Below are 24,037 nucleotides of genomic sequence, written 5' to 3' on the forward strand. Positions count from 1 at the left end.
TTTTTAGATAAAAAATAAGAAGTCCACTTAAAATTGACTTCAAGTGGACTTCTGGCTACGTATAAAATTAATTGTTCTACTTAGATCAAGTTTAATTCTCTGGATTTTGTGGTCAACTCAGCTAGATTCTTGACGTTCATCTTTTTCATCAAATTAAATCTGTGGACCTCCGCCGTTCTCTTACTAATTTCCAGTGCATCAGCAATTTCATTGTTGCCTTTTCCTTCTAGTATTTGCTCTAGGATCTGTTTTTCTCGGTTAGTTAAGTTGGCCAGTTCCTCGGAGTAAACCTCAGTTTTACTGGATGGTTTGGCTTTTCCATTGACGAAATTATTGATGATGTAAGCAGAAACATCTCCAGCAAAGAATTTTCCGCCACTTGAAATCGTGTGTAAGGCCTTCAAAAACTCACTCTTAGAGGATCCTTTCAGTAAATACCCATCGGCTCCAGCTTCGATTGCTTCCACTACATACTCCTCCGAATCATGCATGGAGAGCACCAGTTTTTTGATATGCGGAAAGGTTTTGGTCATCTCCTTTACCACCTCTAAACCATTCATTTTTGGCATCCGTATGTCCACAATCAATAAATCAGGGTTCCTGGCTGCGATTACTTCGAGAGCTTCTTCCCCATTAGAGGCTTCATCGATTACCTCAAATTCCTTTTCACTTTCTAACAAGGATTTGATCCCATCACGTACCAGTTCGTGATCATCAGCTAAAACTATCTTAATTGGGTTCATAAGCGCTTAAGTAAATACGTAGTAAAGAAACTGAATTTACGTATAAAAATCTAGGAAATCTAAGTTAAAGGCACGTTGAGGGTAACTTTGGTTCCTTCATTTGGAGAGGAGTTTATAAAGAGTCTCCCATTGATGTATTTTACCCGTTCTTTCATAAAAGTGAGGCCCATGCCACCCTCTTCATCCGGTTTTGATTTAAGTTTTGATGTATCAAATCCCTTTCCATTATCATCCACAATGATGCTGAGAATATTCTGGCTATGGGAGACGGTGACAATGATATGGGAAGATTCCGCATATTTAATTGCATTGTTGATGGCTTCCTGCGTGATGCGGTACAGGTTGATTTCGACCAAAGAATCCAGCCGCTGGTTAAAATCAGATTTATTGAAAAGCACAATGTCTTTCCCGGTAAGCTTGGACAGCTCTTGGGTCAGTTCGGTAAGGGCAGGAACGATACCATAATCCTTTAATTCCGGAGGAGTAAGGTTGAAAGTAGCTGTTCGAACACCCATGATAATATTCGAAGTGAGTTCTTTTAGTTTGATGATCTTGACTTCGGCTTTCTCAGGATCAGAAGTATCCACACTTTCAAGCAGGTATTTCAATCCGGTGAGCATTTGCCCAATGCCGTCGTGAATATCTTTTGCAATGCGGTTTTGCTCATTCTCCTGGTTCTCAATGATTTGCCTTGAAATGATCTTTTGCTGATGAATTTTCTCTTCAAAACTCTCCTTTGTCAACTGCTCCACCTGATGCATAAACTCCTTCCGCTTGGTGATATCTAAGCAGATCAAAATCAATTCGGACTTGTCCTCGGCCGAATTGTAAGGAATCATGGATACATCCAGCCAGATGTCTTCTCCTGTCTGAGACGTGGTTTTTAATTCACCTTCCCATCCGGCTTTTTTGTTTTCGGTAATGATGCGGTCAATGGTAAGCTTCTCATTCTCCAAAGGAGAAAGGACATCGGAAATTTTGGCGTGGATATTGAATTTTTGAGCCTTATAAAGTCTGCTGAAGCGCTCTCCCATATGAGTGATGTATCCTTCTGGAGTGATTCTGGCAAATAGCAGAATCTGATCCATGGCTTTGCTAAGCGCTTGCAATTCCCTAACAGACTTTTCCTTGGACTGACTGAGGATATCTGCATTTTTGGCCATTTGGATTGCTTTTTCCTTGGCATCAATCAGCTCATGGATACTTGATTTCATGGCTTTGGCCGAAGGCCAGAAGATGATCAAAAACTCTCCTACTAAGACCAAAAGTGTAAAAAGTGTGATGAGCAGTTCCAAGTGCTGCAAGCTGGCGACCTTATCCTTGGCCTCCTGATCGTATTGATTCACGATCTCATCCATTTTTATAAGAAAGCTATTCGCATTCCTCTCAATAGTATTCAATTGCCCGACAATTGCTGTGGAATCTGCCGAAGCATTGGATTTTAGAAAAAGGAAATTCTGGGTAGCCTCAGACACCTGTTTGAAATCCGGAATGATCTGCTCAAACATTTGGGTAACCTCCGGGCTATTGTCCACGCTGAAATCCTGAGATTCATCCCCCAGCTGCAAAACTCGGTGAGCTTCTGTCCATCGATCCAATGTGTTTTGGACTGAGTCAATCAGTGCTGTGGAAGCTTCAGCAGACTGCGCATGGGAAAGTAAGAGCACTTCCTTATTTAGCTTTTGGCTTAACATCCGCTGCCTACCTGCCACATTGACCAGACGGCTATCGTTTTCCTGATCATTCAGGTATTGTCTGATGAGAATCTGGCTTGCGATCAGTGAGATAGCGATTGCGCCCAAAGCAATGATGTAAAGTCTGCGGAGACGATTAAAAGTATCTTGATCCAGCGATCGAGGTGTACCGGTCATTTGATTAAGTAATGGCTTCTTTGACTAATTCTAGGCTTGAAGGAGATAGTGGTAATTGCAGTGCGGCCCGATGTCCTTTTTCAGACATTTTTGCCCATGTTTTTTGGAGGATATCGATGATTTTGGCGGATTCGTGCTTGGCAGCGAATTCTTCGAAATAGTATTCCATGAAAACCAGGCAAATGACATCTTCCATGGTTTGAGTATCAGGATCTGTTTTCAACTGCTTCTTTCTGATCAGGAATTTCACCTTTTCAATAGTCTTTTCATCGTAGCCAACTTCTTGTAGAATCCCCGCAGCCATATCAGCATGCATCTTCTTCAATTCTTCTCGCCACTTGAGATAACCCACTCTATCCATCGGGTAATCTGATCTAGGTATCTTCCATCTTCCGATATGCTGTGCCCTGACGGCCAGTTGCATAGCTTCGGATGCCTCGGGATCAAATTGATCGAGCTTTTCGGTCATACGGATGGAGTACAACAGTTCTTTGGCAATCTCTTTTCCCGATACTTTTTCTCTGACGGGGTCTTCCGCGTTGACCTGATCGATCAATGAGATTGCTTTCTGGAATTTGTTCATGTGTGAAATCGGATTAATCTGCGAATCCAATATATACATTTCCCTCCTGAATCCTGACCGGATAGGTCGCAATACTATATTCTTCGCCATTCAAATTGCTGCCATCTTCCAGAGAAAAGGTTTTCTTATGAAGCGGACAGGCCACTTTTGGAATTCCCTGAGAATCGCCAGTCATGCCTCTTGAAAGGACCATTTCCATCTTATGGGGACAGAGGTTTTGACAGGCATACCAGGAATTTGTTCTGGTAAAATGATAAACAGCAATTTGCTTGGAGTTGTATTTCACACATGCTCCTGCATTCTCTGGAAAGTCTTCTGTCTGACCAACTTTGATCCAATGAATAGCTTGCTGCTCTGCTACGGATTGATAGTTTTTTAATAATTCTTCCATAATCTTATTGGATTACCAAGGTCTAGGCATTTTTTGTTCTCTCATTGGGACAAAAACTAATTCATCAACTTCATCTGAATTCACAAATGGCTTAAATCGCTTCATCATCTGCGGATCTTCAATAGCTTCTTTCCACTCGCAGGCATATCGCTGTACCAGTTCCTCCATTTCTGCTTCAAGTTCTTCGGCAATTCCCAGGCTGTCTTCCACCACTACTTTTTTCAAATAGTCTATTCCGCCTTCGAGTTTGTCCAGCCATGGAGCCGTGCGTTGCAAAGGAGCGGCAGTTCTGATATAGTAAACCAAGAATCTATCGAGGTATTTGATGCAGGTTTCATCATCTAATTTTTCGGCAAGAAGTATAGCATGCTTAGGAGTGGCACCGCCATTGCCACATACAAAGAGATTCCAGCCACCTTCTACGGCGATGACTCCAAAGTCCTTTCCTCTGGCTTCGGCGCATTCACGGATACAGCCCGATACGCCTCCTTTTAGTTTGTGTGGGGAGCGAAGCCCTTTGTATCGCTCTTCTATGCGTATGGCAAAGCTCACGCTATCGTGTAGTCCGTAGCGGCACCAGGTCGATCCTACACAGCTTTTCACTGTTCTGAGTGATTTGCCATAAGCATGCCCACTTTCGAATCCCGCATCGATGAGCTCTTTCCAGATCATTGGTAACTCATGAAGCTGTGCACCGAAAAGATCAATTCTTTGTCCACCGGTTATTTTGGTATAGAGATCGTATTTCTTGGCAACCTTGCCCAAAACCATCAATTTATCAGGTGTAATTTCTCCTCCCGGTACTCTAGGTACCACAGAGTAGGTTCCGTTTCGTTGGATGTTGGCCAGGAATCTATCATTTGAATCTTGAATTGGCGCCTGTCGATTGGCAGTTTCCATGTAAAGACTGGCGAAAATCGAAGCCAACACAGGCTTGCAAGTCTCACAACCGTGACCTTTGCCATGACGATCCAGTGCTTCGTTAAAATCCAAAATGCTGTGGAGTTTCACCAAATCGTACATTTCCTGTCGGCTGTACTCGAAGTGTTCGCAGATCGTTTCTTTCACTTCCTGCCCCATGGATTTCAAAGTGGACCTCACCAAATCAGTCACCATCGGCTTACATCCACCACAGGAGCTAGAAGCTTTTGTTTTCTTCACTACATCTGAAAAATTGCAGCAGGTGCCACTTGTGATGGAGTCGCAGATGGTTCCCTTACTTACAGCTTCGCAGGAGCAAATCTGGGCAGAATCCGGAAGATCCAGCACGGAACCCAATGCGCTTTTGCTTTCACCGCCACGAGAACCCAAGATCAGATCTTCAGGATTTTCGGGAAGTTTCATCGCATTGATGTACAACTGGAAAAGTGTATTGTAGTCAGAGGAATCACCGACCATGATGCCTCCGAGTAACCGAGATCCGTCTTTGGTGATGTTGATTCGCTTATAAACTCCGCGTTGTTTGTTTTCATATACGATCGCGGTGATCTCTTCACTTTCGATAAAAGGATCGCCGAAAGAAGCCACTTCTGTTCCCACCAATTTCAGTTGCGTGGACATGTCAATGGAAGGGCTCATGAGTTTTTCACCTCCGGTGATTTGATCTACAGCGACTCCCGCCATCTCATAGCCTGGAGCGACTAGTCCGTAGATGCCATTATTATAAAGTGCTACTTCTCCGATGGCATAAATAGCCGGATCGGAAGTTTCCATTTTGTTATTCACATATATTCCGCCTCTTTCGCCGGTTTTCAGACCGCATTTTACCGCCAATTCATCGCGGGGACGAATACCTGCAGATATGATCAGCATGTCGGTATGCAGAGACGTATCATCTGTAAACTGGATTTTTTCAATTCCTTCAGCACCTACGATTTCCTGGGAGTTTTTGCCTAAGTGAATTTTCATACCCAGGCTCTCGATCTTGCTTTGAAGCATATCACTGGCGGCTTTGTCCAGCTGGCGTGGCATCAGGCGTGGAGCAAATTCGATCACATCGGTCTGCATTCCTAGCTCTTTGGCTGCATTTGCAGCTTCCAAACCTAGCAGTCCGCCACCTAATACGGATGCCTTGAATTTTCCTTCATGTTTAAGTTTCTGGGCGTAGTCCTTGATGGCATCGAGATCTTCGATAGTTCTATAGATAAATACGCCTGGCTTGTCCACTCCCTTGATATTGGGAACAAAGCAGGAGGAGCCAGTAGCCAAAATAAGGTAGTCATATTCGAAATAGTCATGCTTGTGGGTGAAAACACGTTTAGTTTCCACATCAATAGAAGTGATCATTTCTCCGGTACGAAGTGTGATGCGGTTTTCAGCATACCAATCACGTGGTGCTAAAAGCAGCTTATCCGCTGAGTCTAGTGAGAAGTATTCGCTTAGGTGAACGCGATCATAAGCCGGTCTGGATTCTTCCCCGAAGACTATAACCTCAAACTGATCAGCAAGTGGGTGAGCGGCTAGTTTTTCGCAAAACTTGTACCCCACCATTCCATTTCCTATGACAATAACTTTTTTCATGGCTACGTATTTTAGAACTCAAATATAAGTATAAATACGTATTTACAAATAAAATTCTAAATAAATACTTATTGTGGATAAGTAGTTTTTAGTAGACTTATAATGAGAAAAGCCTGTATATGAGTTTATAGGGCATTTATTGCTCGGTTAAGTATCTAGATACTTGTTTTGGGAACTAGATAGATTTTACTTCTACGTAAGTGGTCTTTATAAACGAATCTTATATGGCGCAAGCCTCAGGGGTTGGATCCATCTGAATGCAGTCTTAAGACTGCCCTGCCAAATATTCATTAAGATGAACTTCCCCCAGGGGGATGAAAATGTATATTAAATCCAGCTTCTGGAGAAGCTGGAAAACATAGATTGCTTTCCCGATACATCGGGACAGGCTGTTCCTACCAATGACGAAATAAAAAAGAATTACCTCCCAAAGAAGAGGAGGGCTATCAGAAATTTATCACTAAGCTGTGTCCTCCGCGTAAACCTCTGTGTCCTCCGCGTAAACTTGCCTTCATACGAAAAAAAGCACCCCAAAATGAGGTGCTCTTGTAATTATTTTTGCGTTAGAATTAGCCTACTCTTTCGATCTGAGAAAAGAAGAAGGATCCTTCGATGGCTGCGTTTTCGTCTGAGTCAGAACCGTGGACTGCATTCGCTTCGATGGACTTAGCAAATATCTTGCGGATAGTTCCTTCGGCTGCATCAGTAGGGTTGGTAGCACCGATCAATTTTCTGAAATCTTCCACCGCATTGGCTTTTTCAAGAATAGCTGCGAAGATAGGTCCAGAGGACATATAAGCGCAAAGATCAGTGTAAAAAGGTCTTTCGGAGTGAACCTCGTAGAATTTACCCGCAATCTCTTTGGTCAATTGGGTAGCTTTCATGGCCACGATTTTGAAGCCTGCGTCTTCGATCATTTTCAAAATTGCTCCTGAGTTTCCTTCTGCGAAAGCATCAGGCTTGATCATGGTGAATGTTCTGTTAGTTGCCATGTTGTTCGTTTTTCATTGGTTTGAATCGGGCGCAAAAATAGACTTTTTCGTATCATTCACCGCAAAAACTTCTGTATTTATGCGCTACCTACTTCATTGTCAGTGTACTAGTATAATTGGGAATTGTCAAAAAAATCCTGACCTTTGCGAGCTACAAGAGCCAAAAAGCAGCTAAATGTATAAAATGGAAGCTTTAGCCTCGTTTAAGAGAGAGATATCTTCACCCAAGAAAATATTCATCACAACCCATGTCAAGCCCGATGCAGACGCATTGGGTTCTTCGTTGGGAATGGCTAACTACCTTCTCAAAAAAGGGCATGAAGTTACTGTGGTGACTCCTACGGATTATCCTTCATTTCTTAATTGGATGAAAGGCAACGATTCTGTGCTGGATTTCAGCAATCCTACACAAACAGAATTGGCCACCAAAAAGCTAAATGAAGCAGATATTATTTTCTGTTTGGATTTCTCTGTCTTGAATAGGGTAAATGAATTGGGCGAAATGATCCGCAAGTCGGAAGCATATACCGTCAATATTGATCATCATCAAGATCCGGAAGATTTTGCTGATTGTCGTATTTGGAGTACAGAAGCCGCTGCTACCTGTGAATTGGTCTATGAAATGATTGTGCAGCTAGGCGATGAAAAGCTCCTGGACAAGGACATAGCAGAATGCCTTTATGCAGGTATTATGACTGATACCGGCGGATTCAGACATCCCAATACGACCAAGAATGTTCATCTAGTAGTGGCAGAGTTATTGGATTTGGGTGCCGACAGCTCACAAATATCAAATTGGATCTACGATTCCAATTCGGTCAATAGATTGAAATTTATCGGATTTGCGATCAGCCGCCGCTTGGTGGTACACGAAAGCCTCCATATGGCCTATTTTGCGATCAGCAAAAAAGATCTTAAAAAATATCAAAGCCGTACTGGCGATACTGAAGGTTTGGTCAATTATGCATTATCTTTGGACGGGATAAAGCTGGCTGCCTTATTTTCGGAACGCGAAGACGGTGTCAAAATTTCTTTCAGATCATCCAGTGAAGTAGCTGTCAATAAGTTTGCGGCAGAATATTTCGATGGAGGTGGACATAAAAATGCCTCAGGAGGTAAGTCCACTTTGAGCCTTAAAGAAACAGTAGAGCGTTTTGAATCTTTAGTAGAAAAGCAGCAGGATGAATTATTCCGTACTGTCCCTGCTACAGCAGATTGATTAGCTTGTAAGCCACCCTTATTACCTTGAAAAATCACTTATCCTTTATGAAAAATTCAAAAAGCCTTTTGGCAATCCTTGCTCTCTTGGTTGGAGCGAGTACATTGACTTCATGTAAAAAAACTAAAGTCACAGAAAAAGACAGTATCGAATATACCTACATAAAAGAAGGCAATGAAAAAGCTCCAAACGGTGAGTTTTTGCTTTACAACCTTCAGATCACTACAGATTCTGATTCAGTAATATATTCTACTACTGATCAGCCTTTTCCTGGATATATGCAGGCAAATGATTCTATGCAGATTACGAATGGTATGGATGAGATCTTCCTCAACTTGAGAAAAGGAGACAGTATAGCGTTTGAGTCTAATGCAAAAATTATCTTTGGCGGAAATTATCCCCCATTCATGAAGGAAGATGATGTGGTCAAAGTAAGGTTAGGTGCCTTTGAGATCATGAACGAAGAAGCTATTCAGATATATTTCGAAAAAGTAATGGCTGCTGAAGAAATAAAAAGAGAAGAGAGAGCTAAAGAAAGACTGGTGGAAGAAGACAAAATCATCCAAGATTATATTAAGGATAATGATCTAACTGCTCAGAAAACTGAAAGTGGACTTTATTATGTGATCGAAGAAGAAGGAACTGGTGATCCAGTTGCTCCAGGTACTACCATGACGGTGGATTATGCTGGGTATTTGCTTGACGGAACTTTATTTGACACCTCAATCGAGTCCATTGCCAGAGAAAACAATACGTTTAGTGAAGGCAGACCCTATGCGCCACTTCCAGTTACAGTAGGAATGGGACAAGTAATCCCAGGTTGGGATGAAGGCTTGTTGTTATTGAAAAAAGGATCTAAGGGCAAGTTTCTTATCCCTTCTCCGTTGGGATATGGTGAGAACGGTGCCGGTGCGATGATCCCGCCAAATTCTGTACTTGTTTTTGACGTAGATGTAGCAGATGTACAGTAATATCCGTACAGTAGCTACAGCTAGTTATTTAACACAAAACCAGTTACAATGAAAATTAGAATAGTTGCCCTATTAAGCCTGATTGCAGGAAGTTTTGCAGTAGCATCATGTATTGATGAGGATGCTACAGATGATGTCATTCTTTCCAATGACAAGGCCTCCATTCAAGAATACCTGAATACCAATACACTAGCCAATGTAAAGGAGTACCACGATGAAGTCACTGGTATTAGAGTTATTTGGCAAGAATTATCAGGCTCTGGATTGGGCGTCGAAGCAGGTGATACATTGAAAATTGATTACACAGGTAGATTAATGTCCAATAAGGTATTCGATACTTCTTTAGAACAAGTGGCAAAGGACGAGGGAGTATATGTCGCGAGCCGAACGTATAAGCCAATCGAAGTTCCAATTGGGTACGGATTTTTGATTCCGGGATTTGAAGTGGGTATCAGTTTAATGGAAAAAGGAGATAAAGCCACTGTATTAATTCCATCTTTGTTTGCCTACGGTAAGCAAGGAACAAACGGGGTAGTGCCTATTCCCTCCAATGCACCAATTTTATTTGAATTAGAATTAAAAGAGATCACCCAAGGACCTCAGCAGTAACATGAGTATAGATAAACTTAGTTTTTTCGCTTTCTTCATTATTTCGGTTGGTTTCTTCAGCTGCGATGCAAAGAACCCCTACGATACCGGGCCCGCCTATGATGTGAGCGGGAACCTGGCAAAGGACAGCCTCTTAATTGTAGAGTATCTTAAAACTGCCGAGATAGATAGCTTATATCGTATCTATGACCCCAGTGGAGTCGTTGTCATTGTGCAAGAGGAAGGAGTTGGCTCACGCCCAAATACTGGAAATGTAATCTATACCAACTACGTAGGTTCATTGATGAGTGATGGTTCGGTTTTCGATACAAATATTGAAAGTGTGGCGATAGAAAATGACATCTATGTAGAATCAAGAGCTTATGAAGCCTTGAGCTTTTTGCTAGGTACAGGATCAGTGATTACTGGCTGGGAATATGGATTCAGACGCTTAAGATCTGGTGCCAAAGCTACATTGATTATTCCTTCTCCACTGGGGTATCGTGATTCACCAAGTAATGATAGAATTCCTCCCAACTCAATATTAATATTTGATGTGGAGTTCAAGGGTATGGACTAAAATAATTTAAAGGGCTTCGGCCCTCTTTTTTTTGATTTTTTCTGGAAGCCTTTTGTAATTACAGTGGGCATGGAGGTTTTCGCATACAGTACACTTGCGATTTTGTCCTAAGCAGCGATTATTGAGGGGGAATTAAATGCTAAAACTTACGATCTCCGCCTCTATCACTAAGGTAAAAATTGCTAAAATTATGTTCAAAAAATAGAAAGGAAAGATAAGCTAGACCTCTAGATGTTGTCCCCGGCTTTCAGCTTGAATTTTTTTACCCAGCCAGAATAGCAAGAAAAAACTCACGATAAATCCGATAATCGGAATAGATAAGGTGGCCAGTTGCCAAATGAATGGTGATATCTCAAATTGAAACTCGCTGAAAGTTGACTGAATTTCCATGTCCCACTCTTGGAAAATCCCTAGGGATGCCAGATAGATTAGGTAGATAAAGAGTGCCACCATCAGAGCTGAGAAAACCATTCCAATGCGAATAAAGACTTTGGCAAGCTGAAAGCTTGGATCGAGAGAGAGTGAATTGCTCATAGCTGAAAATTTTATATAAAAATGGGTTTCAAAATACTGTTAACCAATTAATTAACGTTAAATACGTTTAAAATTATCTAGCAATTTAATTTTTTCTTTCCATTTGATAATGCAGAGGAAACCAATCACAACAAGTAGCGAGAATGAATCGAGTAAAAATTGAAACTGGTTTTGTGAAGGAATTTAAGCTTTTCGCAGAAAAGCCAATATCAAAGCCTTCTTACTAAGTGATTTTTTTTCATAAGTTTAGTAGATGAGAAATTTTACTATGATAAGTTACTCTTTCCTTCTCACAATAGGTTTCTTTGGATGTGCTGAGAAAGAGCCAGAAACTGACCTAAAGGAAGAAATTGTTGCGATTGATCTGTCGGAGGCACGAGAAGCTAAACTTTCAGAATATTTTCAGTCTGTGAACTATACCTTATTGGACTACACAGATGAGATGCCTATTGTGAATGGCTTTAAAATGGTGGTTACCAAAGATGAGATCTTTGTAGAAAGCAGAGAAACTGCTCGGGTATTCGTTTTTGATAATTCTGGTCAATTGAAACATGTTATTGGTCAATTTGGTGATGGTCCAGGTGAGATTCGTTTGATTGATGGGTTATTTGTAAATGGTGATACAATTCGTGTGGATGCTGAGTACGCTAATAAGTATGTTTTATTTTCGAAAAACGGTGAGTTCATAAAGGAGGGAAAACTATCCTTTAGGGCACCGGCTATTTATGAGGATGATTTTAATTTGTACTATTTCCAACATGGCGAAGGTGCTGAGCAATGGACTTTTATCAGAGAGGACAAAAATGTTCAAATTCCACTAAAATCTCTGAAAGGGTATTTGCCACTGAGAAATGGATTTGAGAAATTTCTAGGCTTTAATGGGCCGAATGGCTTTATTAAAGACCTTCAGAATGGAGAGTTTTTCTATACTGAGCCAAATGATTATGTGGTGCAGAATTTTGATTCTCTTGGTTATTTCAAGAGGACAATTCGCTTTGACTTTGGTGAATATAATTGGCCTCTGGAAAAGAGGATTGAATTAGCTGGGAAAGGAAGGGAGCGAAATGAGTATGTGAAAGAAAATCAGGTAGTATCTGGGGTACATGATTTCTATCCTTTTCGAAATTTTTACTTTATGTCAACAGGAACATATAATTATTCTTTCTGGGTATTCATGGATAAGAATTTCGAATCCATGGATATAATTCAAGAGTGGAAAAATGATCTTGATGGCATGAAACTTAGACAACTTTCTTGGACAAAATCAAATGATGAGATAATTTACCAACTTGACTCAAGGACATTTTTTAACGATTATGTAGAGGCATTTAACGGTAAAACTGTAGAACCAAAATCAGGAGGCATTCATGAATTCTTTGCTAAAAACAAAGAGAAGCTTCAGGAGGAAAAAATTGTGTTGGTGTCTTACAAGTTGAAGTAAACAGGAAGCTATTTAAAGATTACTTTTTTAGATTTAAGCCCGGCTTTTGGAGAAGCGGGACAGCGTTACGAACTTTGCGTAAAACTCAGTGACATTGCAGTTAAAGAAGCCTTTATCAAAAAAAGGAACCCATTGCTGAGTTCCTTTTTGATTTCAGGTGTTTGAAATCTTACTTTCTCACTCTGATTTTTTCCTTGATACGTGCAGCTTTACCCTGACGTCCTCTTAAGTAGAATAGACGGGCTCTTCTTACTTTACCTTGTCTCAATAGATCGATTTGCTCGATAGCAGGAGAGATGATAGGGAAGATTCTTTCTACTCCGATACCATTGGATATTTTTCTTACAGTGAAAGTCTCACCGTTAGAGTTAGGGTTTCTACGCTGGATCACAGTTCCTTGGAACTGCTGGATACGCTCCTTGCTACCTTCTTTGATACGTACGTGTACGTTGATGGTATCGCCAGCTTTGAATGAAGGGAACTTAGCTCTCGCTTCGCTGTATTCCGCTTCTACTATTTTCATTAGATCGCTCATAGCTTTATATTTTTATGCTTTCGCTGTTTGCCAACGCGTGGCTTATTTAATTATTTCTTATACGATTCTGCATCGCTTACCCCAGTGTCCTTATTGACTAGCAAGTCAGGTCTTCTCTCTTGGGTTCGGCGAACCGATGCTTCAAATCTCCATTCGTTTATCTTGGCCTCATGTCCTGATAGCAATACATCAGGTACCTTCATCCCATCATACTCTGCGGGACGAGTGTACACCGGTGGTGCCAGCAGTCCATCCTGAAAAGAGTCTGTCAATGCTGAGGTTTCATCATTCAATACTCCCGGGATCAGGCGAATCAACGCATCAGCCACTACAGCTGCTGCCAATTCTCCTCCAGAAAGTACGTAATCACCAATACTTATTTCTTTGGTGATGAATCGCTCTCGTACCCGCTCATCCACTCCCTTATAATGACCACAGAGGATCAAGAGGTTTTGGTTGAGCGAAAGTGCATTTGCCATGGGTTGGTCGAAACGAGCTCCATCGGGTGTCATGTAGATGATCTCATCGTACGTGCGTTCCTTCTGAAGTGCTTCTATACATCGAGCGATAGGCTCGATGGACATGACCATCCCTGCTCCCCCTCCAAAAGCGTAGTCATCGACCTGCTTTTGCTTGCTTGTTGAGTAATCCCGTAGGTTGATCACCCGAATACTGGCAAGTCCTTTGTCCTCCGCTCTTTTCAGAATAGAGTGTGCAAATGGCCCTTCCAATAATCCCGGTACTACAGTGATAATATCAATGTGCATGGGTTAGTCTTCCAGATAAATTTCAAGTAAACCTTCGGGTAATCGGCAGTAAACTTTTTTAGCTGCCTTGTCCACCTTTTGGATAATTCCGTCCTGAATTGGTATCAGCACTTCTTTTTCCTGGTGTGTTACTCCGAGGAGATTCTGTGTCTCCAGATCATAGACGATCTGAATAGGCCCGATCAGTCCCTTAGTCTCGTCAAAGACTTCGAATCCGATCAATTCATGGAAGAAATACTGATCTTCTTTCAGTTCAGGTAGCGCTGTCAAGGGAAGATAAACTCCCAATCCAACCAAATCTTCTACCTGATCCAATGAGTTCAAATCTTCAAACTTCGCCAATGCCTTATTTCCGGGTTGGAGTACAAAGTGCTCCAGGAAAAACGGTGCCAGCCGGGATTTTTGCTCTAAGAATACGTGCTCTAATGTTTCATAATCCTCAGGATAATCGACATCAAGCATAATCATTACTTCTCCACGAAGTCCATGAACTTTAGACACGTAGCCTAATTGAAAGCTTTGGTCTTTATTCATGGGGATTTATATTAAGCTTTTGCTTCGTCTTCGCCAGCTTCAGGAGCTTTCTCTTCAGCAGGAGTCTTAGCCTCAGGTGCTTTGTCCTCAGTAGGAGCTTTAGCTTCTGTTGCTTCTTCAGCTACAGGAGCCTCAGGTGTAGCAGCAGGAGCATCTTCAGCAACAGGAGTTTCTTCAGCAACAGGAGCTTCAGGTTCAGCAGCAGGCTCTTTTTCAGCTACCGGTGCTTCTTCAGCAACAGGTGTTTCTTCGGCTACGGGAGCATCTTCAGCAACCACTTCTTCTACTTTAGGAGCGGGGTTATTAGCAGCTTCAGCAGCAGCTAGCAATGCTTTCTGCTCGTCCTCTCTTGCTTTGATTGCGTCAAGTCTAGCTTGGTTCTTAGCAGTTTCAGCATCAAATGCTTTCTTACGTAGATCCGCTTTAGCAGCAGTGATACCTTCCGCCTTACCTGCAATCTTCGTGTCTTTCTCGTTCAACCATGCTTCGAATTTTGCGTCTGCTTGTTCTTGCGTGATTGCACCTTTCAATACACCAATCTGAAGGTGTTTTTTCAACATCACACCTCTGTAAGAAAGCATGGCTTTCACAGTGTCTGTTGGCTGAGCTCCATTCAACAACCATTTAAGAGCGCGCTCATTGTTGATGTTGATAGAAGCAGGATTTGTGTTTGGATTGTAAGATCCGATCTTTTCGATGAAGCGTCCATCACGTGGAGCTCTTGCATCAGCCACAACCACGTCGTAGATAGCCATTTTTCTTCTACCTCTTCGTGCTAATCTGATTTTTACTGACATAAATTTTGTATGTATTTAGTGAGTGAATGGAACCCGTCCATCCTAATTTTGGAGTGCAAAGATAAGGTAAATCCTTGTAAAGCCATAAGTTGGCTGAAGAATATTTGCCTAAAAGCAAGGTTTTGAGTTATCTTGTGCCAGAAATCTATTTGGCCCCGTAGTTCAATGGATAGAACAAGCGTTTCCTAAACGCTAGATCCAAGTTCGATTCTTGGCGGGGCTACTACATTGAATATCAGTTTTTTAAGGAACGGGTATCATTCCCTTTTTTGTGGATAAACCCCAACATTGCAGTAAACCTTGCAGTGAATTGATTCATTTTTTGGATTATTACTTCGAAAAATAACCTAAAATCCAGTGGCCACCGTAAGAGAGACCCGCACGTTAGGTGGCGAGAGAGGCGTACTCCGTCAATTTAACGATTGGCAAGGCCGTCTATTCGGTTATCGGTTTGTACAACACTCGCTACGAGTGTTGTTGTATCTAAATTTTAAATGCAGCTGCCAAACTTTTTAATTTAGCTGGAATTTTGTCGAGAGGCATAACAAAATCAACACAGCCTGAATCCTGAGCACTGAGCGGCATGTATTCAACTTCGGCAGACATGTCCTGAGCAAAGATTTTCCCACCATTTGCCCTGATATGCTTGCAGCCCTCAGTACCATCGCTTCTATACCCGGAAAGGATAATGCCGATTGCACGCACGCCCATTGCTTCCGACAAAGAAGCAAAAAATACATCTATTTGCTTGCCTCTACCAGAGCGAGGTGAAATGACTTTGAAGATGTAATTTTCAATGAGCAAATCTGCATTTCGAGGAATTACATAGACATGATTCGCAAGGACCGGCATCGCCTGAGAAGCAACTTCTACAGCCATTTTCGTATGACGCGACAGGATTTCAGCTAACTGACTATGCGCTTCAGGATTCATGTGAGAAATAATGACGAAAGACATACCTGTATTAGAAGGCATCGCGTCCAATATGGATTTATATGCGTTAAGCGCACCAGCTGAGCCGCCTATTCCAACAATTAGAGTAGGACGCACAACTCTTCCATATTTCCTAAGATAACCACTTCTTTAACTATTAACCTTTAATTTGTTTTATCAATTTTTACCTTCAGAAACATTTTTACCAACCTTTTTTTCCTTATTGGCTAACCCTGTAGATAAACTTTCCATTGGCAATAAGTTAATTCCATCATCACTTAAAACCAGTTTATGTACATCGCTGTCGTGACCCGTGCCCCGAGACTTCACAATGAAAAGTCCACGAATGCGTTTTTTGGTTAACTCTTCTTCTAATTCTCTTACTACTATCCAGGTGTCTATTAATGAGGATACTCCAATTTCTCCACTCGTATCATTTTGTGCGGCAGAATTAACAAGACTTGTAAAAAGGCTGGTGATGCCATTTGATTTTAAAACATCAATCATGCGGGAAATCATTGATTGTATTTCACGTTGATCACCCTGTCCTAGAAGGCTTGTAAGGGGATCTATGACAATTGTTATTGGTTTAAATTCTGCAATTAGTTTATATAAATCAATTAAATGCATTTCTAAACCTAATGAAGCCGGCCTCTTAGACTGGATCTTTAAGAGTCCTTTTTTTATCAATGGTTCTAATTGAATGCCGATAGAACCCATATTTTGAACCAGTTGACCCGCCGATTCTTCATAGGATAAGTATAGACAACGTTCTCCACGTTTACAACTTGCCGCTGCGAATGCAGCAGCTAAGCTTGTTTTCCCGGTGCCTGCGGTACCTGAAATAAGTACCGTGCTGCCTTTGGCATAACCGGGTTTAGACCCCATGAACAGTTTGTCTAACGAGGGAATTCCTGTCGAGACTTTTTGAGTTGTGCCCGGTTGATCAAGCCCTACAGAGGTGATGGGAATTACTGAAAGTCCATCTTTATCAATTACGAAAGGATATTCGTTGGTTCCATGTTTCGATCCACGATATTTAATTATACGGATTCTGCGGATTGCAAGCTGTTCAGTAACCCTGTTATCCAGTAAAATAATGCAATCGGAAATATACTGCTCCAGACCATGACGGGTATAAGTTTCCTGTGCTGGTTCGCCGGTAACAATTGCAGTAACTTGTTTTTCTTTAAGCCATCTAAAAAGTCTTTTTATCTCTATACGAAGAATTCCGAGATCTGTGATGCCTGCAAAAATAGATTCAATAGAGTCTAAAACTACTCGTTTGGCACCAATGGAATCAATAGCATTCTCCAAAAGAACGAATAGCCCTTCAAGGTTAAAGTCGTTCTCGAGAACATCTTTTCGCTCCAAAATCACATGTTCTATTAAAATTTTCTTTTGTGCAACAAGCCCATGCAAATCCATGCTAAGAGAAGCCACGTCTGTAAAAAGTTCATCGTCTGTCTGTTCAAAAGACATGAAGACACCCGGCTCTTTGAACTTGATTGCACCATTGATTAAAAAATCAAGTCCTAAAAGGGTTTTTCCGGAGCCTGCACCTCCACTGACTAAAGTAGTTCTGTTTTTCGGGAGTCCGCCTTCGGTAATTTCATCAAAGCCTTTGATGCCTGTAAGGCACTTTTGTAGTTGCTTATTAGGAGAAACACCTTTTTTTGGAGAAGTTTTTTTCATACAATGTCGATTTATCTCATTACTTAGTTCGTACAGGTCGATTATTATTTCCGTTGCGTCATACTATACTACTTAACCCCTAACGTGTTTCAGCTTGGAAACGGCGGGCTTTTTAGCACAAATGTTTATGCGGAGCACAAAACTCTCGGTTACCACAAAATTGTCTGCGGAGCCCGAAACACCGTCTATTGCAAATTTGAAATGTTTGGTAAATCGCAGCTATGAAACTCTTGAAAGATTGGTCTTTTTCATTCCCAAAAAGACTTGATCCGCCAGCTATTCTTGATTTAATATTTCCAATCAGCCGGTGGTCGTCACCTTCCCCTCTCGGTGTAGTCAGATCTTTGATAGGCTATGAGAAGGACAAGATTTTAAGATTTTTACCTATCTACTTATTACGATAAGTCAGATCCGATTTTTCCAACTTCCTCAAGATCTTTAACAAGTAGGTGGTACCTGAGAGCATGATGAAAAAAACTCAGGATTGGAAAATCACCTTGCAGTGAATTCTTCCATTTTTTGGATTAATACCTCAAAAAACAATCGTTATCCCAGTGAACCTTCACGAGACCCGTCGTACGGTGATGTGAGAGGTGCACCGTTACCTACAGATATGATCACATCGACACCTAAGGCACTAACTTTTCTATGCAACTAACTTTGATACATGGCATAATTGAGCCAGCTTGAGAAAGCTAGCCTTTATCAAATACAATATCCTATTAGGAAATTATATTCCATCAAAACTTATTTTAATTATTAAAACATCCTCTAACCCTTTATTGACTCCAGAAAAATCTTTATCATTTGACATAAACTGTCCTGTAATCCCATAAGATCTATCTGAAGATTGGACAACTGAAGAACCACGTTCTTTGTTAGAACCTCCAAATGCCTTAATCCATTGTTTATTTCCTTTGGAATCAAGTTTGATCACAAATGCATCTGAATCACCTTTATTTAATCCAGCAAAATCCCCATCATCAGATGTAAACTCCCCTGTCAAAATGTATCCTCCATTTTCTGTCTGAATTATTGAATATGCAGTTTCTCCATTTGTTCCTCCAAATGTCCTTATCCATTCTTTTTCCCCTCTTGAATCAATTTTTATAACAAAGACATCACTTACACCTTTATTAACGCCAAAATCCCCATCTAAAGAGGTGGTTTTTCCGGACAAGACAAAGCCTCCATCTAAACAACTATATATGGAATAACTTTCATCCTTGGAATAACCAGCATCCTCTTTATTCCCCCCAAAAGTCTTCACCCATTCTTTTTGCCCAGTTGAACTAGTTTTTAAAACAAATACATTTCCTATTCCTTTATTCATTCCAATAAAATCCCCATCATTTGAAGTTGTTATTCCTGTAATAACGTATCCGCCATCTTGAGATAGGGCAATAGAATTTCCGATTTCGCTCTTACTTCCCCCAAATGACTTAATCCACTGCTTTTCCCCGGAGGAGTTTAATTTTAACAAATAAGTGTAGGCCTCTCCTTTTCTTAATCCATCAAAATCCCCATTGTTTGAAAAAGAAATACCAGTTACTACATAACCACCATCCTGAGTTTGAATTATTGCATAACCTAAAGCACCATTAGCCCCACCAAATGTCTTTGTCCATACCTTATTTCCATTTAAATCTAATTTCAATACAAAAATATCGAAATCACTTCTTGTCCTATTTGAAAAATCCCCATTTGTAGATGCTGTTCTACCTGTAATTGTATATCCTCCGTCTTGAGATTCTATCACTGAAGATCCAATATCAATACTACTTCCCCCAAATGTTTTTATCCATTATTTTTCTAAATTAGAATTTAATTTTATAACTATAATATCAATCCCTCCATTAAATTGATTATTAAAATCTTCATCATTTGAAAAGGTGTATCCAGTAATAATGTAACCACCGTCTGAGGTTTTATTAATAGAAGTTCCTCGGTCTGTTTTACTTCCTCCAAAATATTTCATGAATGATGAAGGAAAAAATTTAGCTACAACAATTTTTTCTTTATCAATTGTGATTCTTTCTACTAAATTATTGCCGCTCAAGTCCCCGCCCCATTCAATGAATTCCCACCCCTCTTTAGGCCTAGGTATTAATTCGACAATTGTTTCGTAAGGATACTCTCTCATATTAGGATTAAAAACGACTTTTTCTTCTACCAAACCCTCACCCTCTACAGTAATAGTCAATGGGTAATCTTTTCTTATAAAAATCGCATTTATCTTTTTATCAGAGTTCATGGTTAAGGTAAGTGGAATAGTATTACTCATTACATCTCCATCCCATGTTTGAAATACCCATCCTTGATTGAGTTCAGCAATAACACTAATAACCTCACCATCCTGGAATTTCCCCTCCGAAGGGTTGATTTTACCGCTCTCTGCAGGAATCACCTCAGTCATTAGGGAATAGCTCATAAGCTCCTTCTCACTTTCACAAGAAATAGTGAGAAAACCTATTATAATAATTGACAAAAACTTTGATCTTATCATATACATATATAATTAAAATTTTAATTAATTACTTCAACTATTGGTCATACAGGACCAATAGTTACATTGTTTTTTTAGTAGATAACTGAAAAATACAAAAGGGATATTAAAATACATCATCTCAAATTTTAATCAGTTTTAATAAAATCTTGATGTATATAACCTTCCTTCCAATTTGCTCTTACTTTAACCCATTCTCCTTGCTTTTCAATCAAAAATATTTCTTTGTCTTTATCTAAGGATTTAAGTATGTCATAATTTCTTCCTGGACCTGCTCTCAGGTTTACTTTTGAACTTGTTTTTCCTTCTTTGTATTTGCTAAGGTCAACCCGTTTAAAAATGCATCCTTGATAAGCTATTGTATTATTATCTATTAATTCAAATAAACCTACTCAACCTTGGTTAAACATATTTGAATTGATATAAATTACTCCGTTATCTATATGGTAATCTACTTTCATTTCTTGCTTTACACCGAAGAAAGACATTGAATAATAGCACTTGCCATTTTTAAATGTAATTACCCCAATACTTGAGCATGCTATCTCTTTTCCAAGTTCAACTCCCCATCCAAAAAGACTTTCATCTTTCTTTTTCTCCTTAGGAACTTCTGTATAAATGAAAATTCCTTCCAGTTTATTGTAATTACATGATGAAAGAACTATCGCGATGATAAAAAGTAAAATTGTTGATTTCATGGTTCTTTAATTTTGGTTCTAACAAAATATATACGCAATTGCGCATATTTCTCATATCTCTAATAATCTGAATAAATCCATCCTCTTCACATGAGAATAGATCTTTAGCATTTCGAAACCCTCACTTCTCAACAAGCTCTGAATTTAGCGCAGGTCTGTATCATTTTTCAAAAAGATGCGTAGCGGTTCAATATCTAAGGAAATCCACCGTGATATATTGCTGATATTTGTTTTCCCCTGGTCACTTCACACGGTTGGCTTAGCATTTTCTCTGTACAACCGCTTCACAAAATACAGTTTTCTACGTTCACCTAAAAATTAAAAATCTTTCAAAGTAAAATTTAATCCTCTAATTGAAGAATTTCGAAAGGAACTGGAGACTTTTCGATATGTCACCCAATATCTTGGAAATCCTATCACTTAAAGCTTAGATAATGTGTCAAAATTCCCTTTTAAAAGATGCTTGTCTCCAAATCAAAATGAAATGTTTGGATACTTACAAATCGTCAAATTTCGATAGGTGGTATTTCAGGAAACCTTCTTAATAGTCGAAACAAGCAGATCGTTTTTGAGAAGATGGCGAAATTTGACAATAGATAAATCCTATTTACAATAAGATTCAAGTCAAATACTTCCTTTCAAATGACAGGAAGTAGCTGGTACCCGTGAGGATGAGGAAAAAAATCAGGAATAGAAAATCACGAAAAAATCGGTTGAAATCCATCAATTCTTCACTCACTTTTTCACCTGATGGAACCTCCTCATAATGTCAAATGATCCCGAAAACCCATGTCTTTCTCTTAGGTAGATCTTGGTGGTGCGGACGTTGGCGTGACCAAGTACCTGTCTGATATCTTCTTCCGAGTTACCCATGTATGCCATGTGGTTGGCCAGTGTATGTCTGGGTACGTGTCCCGTCAATGTAGGTATTCCCATTGTTTCACTAACTCGTTTTAATGCGCTGTTATGACGGGTTCTGGCTCGATGAAGAAGGTACTCCTGTTCTTGGGTGAAACCCTTTTCATTTTCGAGTGAATCCTTATAATCATCGTAGTTCAACATAGGAAAAAGAAACTGGGTTGGGAGGGTTTTAACCAATTTGAAGAAATACCTAATTATTTGGGTCTCCAGTCGATTTTGGATGTCCTGAAGGTGATGTGTCAGCTCTGAATCAGATTGTTGACTGGTGACCTGTCTAATGACCCCGGTGAGTTCTTCATGGTTCATGTTGACAAAATCGATTCCTTCAAGTCTAAATAGTTGCTGAATAGATCGGGTGCCAGTCAGGTTCAATTACCCTTGTCCTTTCTTGAAGGTGAAGTAACCAAAAGTCGCAGCAAGAAATACATGAAGCGCTACCGGAATCCAACCCAGTGAATTCATTACTCCATCCAGTGTCGCCATCAGCATAATGGGAATGTCAACAATGTTGTAAATAAAACTTGTTAGCAAAAGGTTATACCAACCTTTGTCTGTCGCAGCAATCTTGCGGTTTAAAAAAAATGTCAAGGCATAAGCTGTCAATGCTGTACCGAATGAGCGAGCCATTAGTGTTCCATTGCTGTCAAGTGTTACACCATAAGTCGCCATGAACTGAACAGGAATAATAAGTAGTCCAAGTCCGAAGCCGACGTATAGAACTGCCCAAATGATTGAAAAGGTTGATAGTTTCATTTTATTGCGTTTTAGATGTTTGAAGATGTACAATTTATGGTGGTCTTGATTAAATGTTACAAGTCGTTTCAAAGGATTATAAATTCCGCAATTCTTTCACTACAAGAAATCAGAATGTCAAATAGTGCGGATATTCGTCCACTGTCCACAACAAGTGAAATTGATCTTCAATACCTCTTTAATTTGTTATAGTGGTAGTAAAGCAGATAATAATATAAAACAATATGAATATACGGAATTCCGCCAGTAACCAAATTTAATTTGGAACAACTCCTGACTATGAGTTGGAAACCAGGCAAGCAGGGTTATTTGGTCAAAACAGCGGTTCTATTGACTCTAACCTAATTATTGACCGGTCAGGAAACATCAGGTTCTATTCCTTCCTGAATACTGCGGCGTTTGATGTGCGGCGGGTTAAGCTCAGAGAAATGCTTGATGAACTGTTGGTCGAAAGTCTGTGATACGCTGGTTGCTCATATTCATTATTTCACTGGAAGCACAGGCCCAAGGCGTCACACCCGTAAAAGCCAATGCTCCCCAGGCTTTTGGACATTCGGATATACCTTTGGAGGTACGTGTGGAAGTGGAAGTGATGTGGGGATACCACATTCAGGCAAATAGGGTGAAAGACGAAAGTCTTGTTCCCACCACTCTCACGTGGAGAGAAGAAAATGGATGGGAAGTCCGGGAGAACATTTTTCCTCCTGCCAAAAAGTTTAAACTGCAGGGATCTGATCTCCCTCTTGAGGTATACGACGGAAAATTTGATATAAATACAGTATTTGTCCCTTCTTCAACCCTCCGGAAAGGTTCTCACAGGCTATTTGGGAAACTCCAATATCAGGCATGTGATTCCATTAAATGTCTTTTTCCCAGAAGTGTTGAATTTTTTGCCGTTGTCGAACTAGATTAGTTATTATTTGAAAATGAACAAAAGAGAATTTAAAGACAAAGTAAATATAAAGTTGGCGTATATTTCTCAGGCGATGACTTCTGGGGTTTCCCAGTCAACCTAAAATAAGGTTTTGCCTGCAAATTCAATTCAATTTTTTTTACTCGGAGTATGTTCAGGTGCCAGTGACGGCTTGACTTTGGCTGGGAGCTATTTTGATCAAAATGATGGCAAAACTGTGAATACCCATATCAGTCTGAACTGACTTGTTTGTATACTTCCCAAAGGATCCCACGGGAAACCCCAGTGCGGCGAAGTTCGGTTGAGAAGAAGTCCAGTACCCTTTTGAGATAATTTATCGGACTATCGCTTTAGCTGCTATGAAACCAATCTTGACCTTCGTTTGCACCTTTGTATTCCCACGAGGTGTTTTAAAATTATAGAGCGGTAAAGAAGAATGTCGCCTCGGTAAACCAATTTTGATAGGCAACAACAGTTTGCAGCTTATTTCAAATATTGATTATGTAAAGTAGGAGTTTGTGCTGGTTTATTCTACATTCATTCCTCTGGGGA

The 24,037-nt window shown here is 40.3% G+C and carries 25 protein-coding genes and 1 tRNA gene; 7 read left to right on the forward strand and 19 right to left on the reverse strand.

Annotation, left to right across the window (positions count from 1 at the left end; translation table 11 throughout):
• Positions 1 to 80: 80 nt before the first annotated feature.
• The 6 genes from U3A58_RS04050 to U3A58_RS04075 form a co-directional block, all read right to left on the reverse strand.
• The gene (locus U3A58_RS04050; RefSeq protein ID WP_323822109.1) at positions 81 to 743 is read right to left on the reverse strand and encodes a response regulator transcription factor; all 663 of its coding nucleotides are present in this window, start codon (positions 741 to 743) and stop codon (positions 81 to 83) included.
• 59 nt (positions 744 to 802) lie between these two features.
• Positions 803 to 2,614: a sensor histidine kinase gene (locus tag U3A58_RS04055; RefSeq protein ID WP_323822110.1), complete on the reverse strand. Its 1,812-nt coding sequence runs from the start codon at positions 2,612 to 2,614 to the stop codon at positions 803 to 805.
• Positions 2,615 to 2,618: 4 nt separating this feature from the next.
• Entirely contained in the window at positions 2,619 to 3,197 is a 579-nt protein-coding gene (locus U3A58_RS04060; protein WP_323822111.1) for a DUF4202 domain-containing protein, read from the reverse strand.
• A gap of 13 nt (positions 3,198 to 3,210) precedes the next feature.
• Positions 3,211 to 3,588: a nitrite reductase small subunit NirD gene (gene nirD / locus U3A58_RS04065; RefSeq protein WP_323822112.1), complete on the reverse strand. Its 378-nt coding sequence runs from the start codon at positions 3,586 to 3,588 to the stop codon at positions 3,211 to 3,213.
• 12 nt (positions 3,589 to 3,600) lie between these two features.
• A complete protein-coding gene (nirB, locus tag U3A58_RS04070) occupies positions 3,601 to 6,108 on the reverse strand; it encodes a nitrite reductase large subunit NirB (protein WP_323822113.1) in 2,508 nt (835 codons plus the stop codon).
• A gap of 569 nt (positions 6,109 to 6,677) precedes the next feature.
• Positions 6,678 to 7,100 carry a nucleoside-diphosphate kinase gene (locus U3A58_RS04075; RefSeq protein WP_323822114.1) on the reverse strand — a complete coding sequence of 141 codons (423 nt, stop codon included), beginning with the start codon at positions 7,098 to 7,100 and terminating at the stop codon, positions 6,678 to 6,680.
• A gap of 184 nt (positions 7,101 to 7,284) precedes the next feature.
• On the opposite strand from U3A58_RS04075, the gene U3A58_RS04080 reads away from it, so the two are divergent.
• The 4 genes from U3A58_RS04080 to U3A58_RS04095 are packed head-to-tail and all read left to right on the forward strand — an operon-like array spanning position 7,285 to position 10,458.
• Entirely contained in the window at positions 7,285 to 8,319 is a 1,035-nt protein-coding gene (locus U3A58_RS04080; RefSeq protein ID WP_323822115.1) for a DHH family phosphoesterase, read from the forward strand.
• A 47-nt stretch (positions 8,320 to 8,366) separates the two neighbouring features.
• Positions 8,367 to 9,290: an FKBP-type peptidyl-prolyl cis-trans isomerase gene (locus tag U3A58_RS04085; RefSeq protein ID WP_323822116.1), complete on the forward strand. Its 924-nt coding sequence runs from the start codon at positions 8,367 to 8,369 to the stop codon at positions 9,288 to 9,290.
• A gap of 48 nt (positions 9,291 to 9,338) precedes the next feature.
• Entirely contained in the window at positions 9,339 to 9,899 is a 561-nt protein-coding gene (locus tag U3A58_RS04090; protein ID WP_323822117.1) for an FKBP-type peptidyl-prolyl cis-trans isomerase, read from the forward strand.
• Position 9,900: 1 nt separating this feature from the next.
• Positions 9,901 to 10,458, forward strand: a complete 558-nt coding sequence (locus U3A58_RS04095; RefSeq protein ID WP_323822118.1) for an FKBP-type peptidyl-prolyl cis-trans isomerase — start codon at positions 9,901 to 9,903, stop codon at positions 10,456 to 10,458.
• 219 nt (positions 10,459 to 10,677) lie between these two features.
• Here U3A58_RS04095 and U3A58_RS04100 read toward each other — a convergent pair whose 3' ends face one another.
• A complete protein-coding gene (locus U3A58_RS04100; RefSeq protein ID WP_323822119.1) occupies positions 10,678 to 10,992 on the reverse strand; it encodes a hypothetical protein in 315 nt (104 codons plus the stop codon).
• A gap of 253 nt (positions 10,993 to 11,245) precedes the next feature.
• Between U3A58_RS04100 and U3A58_RS04105 the strand changes: the two genes are divergently transcribed.
• A complete protein-coding gene (locus tag U3A58_RS04105) occupies positions 11,246 to 12,433 on the forward strand; it encodes a 6-bladed beta-propeller (protein WP_323822120.1) in 1,188 nt (395 codons plus the stop codon).
• A 169-nt stretch (positions 12,434 to 12,602) separates the two neighbouring features.
• Here U3A58_RS04105 and rplS read toward each other — a convergent pair whose 3' ends face one another.
• From rplS to U3A58_RS04125, 4 genes are read right to left on the reverse strand one after another with little or no spacing between them, the layout of a single operon-like run.
• A complete protein-coding gene (rplS, locus tag U3A58_RS04110) occupies positions 12,603 to 12,968 on the reverse strand; it encodes a 50S ribosomal protein L19 (protein WP_323822121.1) in 366 nt (121 codons plus the stop codon).
• 50 nt (positions 12,969 to 13,018) lie between these two features.
• Complete coding sequence (gene trmD / locus U3A58_RS04115; protein WP_323822122.1) at positions 13,019 to 13,735, reverse strand: tRNA (guanosine(37)-N1)-methyltransferase TrmD; 717 nt, start codon at positions 13,733 to 13,735, stop codon at positions 13,019 to 13,021.
• Between the two features lie 3 nt (positions 13,736 to 13,738).
• Positions 13,739 to 14,269, reverse strand: a complete 531-nt coding sequence (gene rimM / locus U3A58_RS04120) for a ribosome maturation factor RimM (protein WP_323822123.1) — start codon at positions 14,267 to 14,269, stop codon at positions 13,739 to 13,741.
• 11 nt (positions 14,270 to 14,280) lie between these two features.
• Positions 14,281 to 15,066: a 30S ribosomal protein S16 gene (locus U3A58_RS04125; RefSeq protein WP_416377278.1), complete on the reverse strand. Its 786-nt coding sequence runs from the start codon at positions 15,064 to 15,066 to the stop codon at positions 14,281 to 14,283.
• A 151-nt stretch (positions 15,067 to 15,217) separates the two neighbouring features.
• Between U3A58_RS04125 and U3A58_RS04130 the strand changes: the two genes are divergently transcribed.
• A tRNA-Arg gene (locus U3A58_RS04130) sits at positions 15,218 to 15,289 on the forward strand.
• 260 nt (positions 15,290 to 15,549) lie between these two features.
• On the opposite strand, the gene U3A58_RS04135 is transcribed toward U3A58_RS04130, so the two are convergent.
• From U3A58_RS04135 to U3A58_RS04165, 8 genes are all read right to left on the reverse strand, one after another.
• Entirely contained in the window at positions 15,550 to 16,116 is a 567-nt protein-coding gene (locus U3A58_RS04135) for a chemotaxis protein CheB (protein WP_323822124.1), read from the reverse strand.
• Positions 16,117 to 16,176: 60 nt separating this feature from the next.
• Complete coding sequence (gene kaiC / locus U3A58_RS04140; protein WP_323822125.1) at positions 16,177 to 17,694, reverse strand: circadian clock protein KaiC; 1,518 nt, start codon at positions 17,692 to 17,694, stop codon at positions 16,177 to 16,179.
• A 730-nt stretch (positions 17,695 to 18,424) separates the two neighbouring features.
• A complete protein-coding gene (locus tag U3A58_RS04145; RefSeq protein ID WP_323822126.1) occupies positions 18,425 to 19,453 on the reverse strand; it encodes a hypothetical protein in 1,029 nt (342 codons plus the stop codon).
• Between the two features lie 45 nt (positions 19,454 to 19,498).
• A complete protein-coding gene (locus U3A58_RS04150) occupies positions 19,499 to 20,110 on the reverse strand; it encodes an InlB B-repeat-containing protein (RefSeq protein WP_323822127.1) in 612 nt (203 codons plus the stop codon).
• Between the two features lie 218 nt (positions 20,111 to 20,328).
• Positions 20,329 to 20,574: an SH3 domain-containing protein gene (locus tag U3A58_RS21760; protein WP_416377281.1), complete on the reverse strand. Its 246-nt coding sequence runs from the start codon at positions 20,572 to 20,574 to the stop codon at positions 20,329 to 20,331.
• 18 nt (positions 20,575 to 20,592) lie between these two features.
• Positions 20,593 to 20,898: a hypothetical protein gene (locus U3A58_RS04155; RefSeq protein ID WP_323822128.1), complete on the reverse strand. Its 306-nt coding sequence runs from the start codon at positions 20,896 to 20,898 to the stop codon at positions 20,593 to 20,595.
• Positions 20,899 to 21,633: 735 nt separating this feature from the next.
• The gene (locus U3A58_RS04160) at positions 21,634 to 22,191 is read right to left on the reverse strand and encodes a tyrosine-type recombinase/integrase (RefSeq protein ID WP_323822129.1); all 558 of its coding nucleotides are present in this window, start codon (positions 22,189 to 22,191) and stop codon (positions 21,634 to 21,636) included.
• Positions 22,192 to 22,572: a hypothetical protein gene (locus U3A58_RS04165; RefSeq protein WP_323822130.1), complete on the reverse strand. Its 381-nt coding sequence runs from the start codon at positions 22,570 to 22,572 to the stop codon at positions 22,192 to 22,194.
• A gap of 457 nt (positions 22,573 to 23,029) precedes the next feature.
• Between U3A58_RS04165 and U3A58_RS04170 the strand changes: the two genes are divergently transcribed.
• Positions 23,030 to 23,485: a protein-disulfide reductase DsbD domain-containing protein gene (locus U3A58_RS04170; protein ID WP_323822131.1), complete on the forward strand. Its 456-nt coding sequence runs from the start codon at positions 23,030 to 23,032 to the stop codon at positions 23,483 to 23,485.
• Positions 23,486 to 24,037: the final 552 nt, after the last annotated feature.

The organism is Algoriphagus persicinus, from assembly GCF_035156415.1.
GTDB lineage: Bacteria > Bacteroidota > Bacteroidia > Cytophagales > Cyclobacteriaceae > Algoriphagus > Algoriphagus persicinus.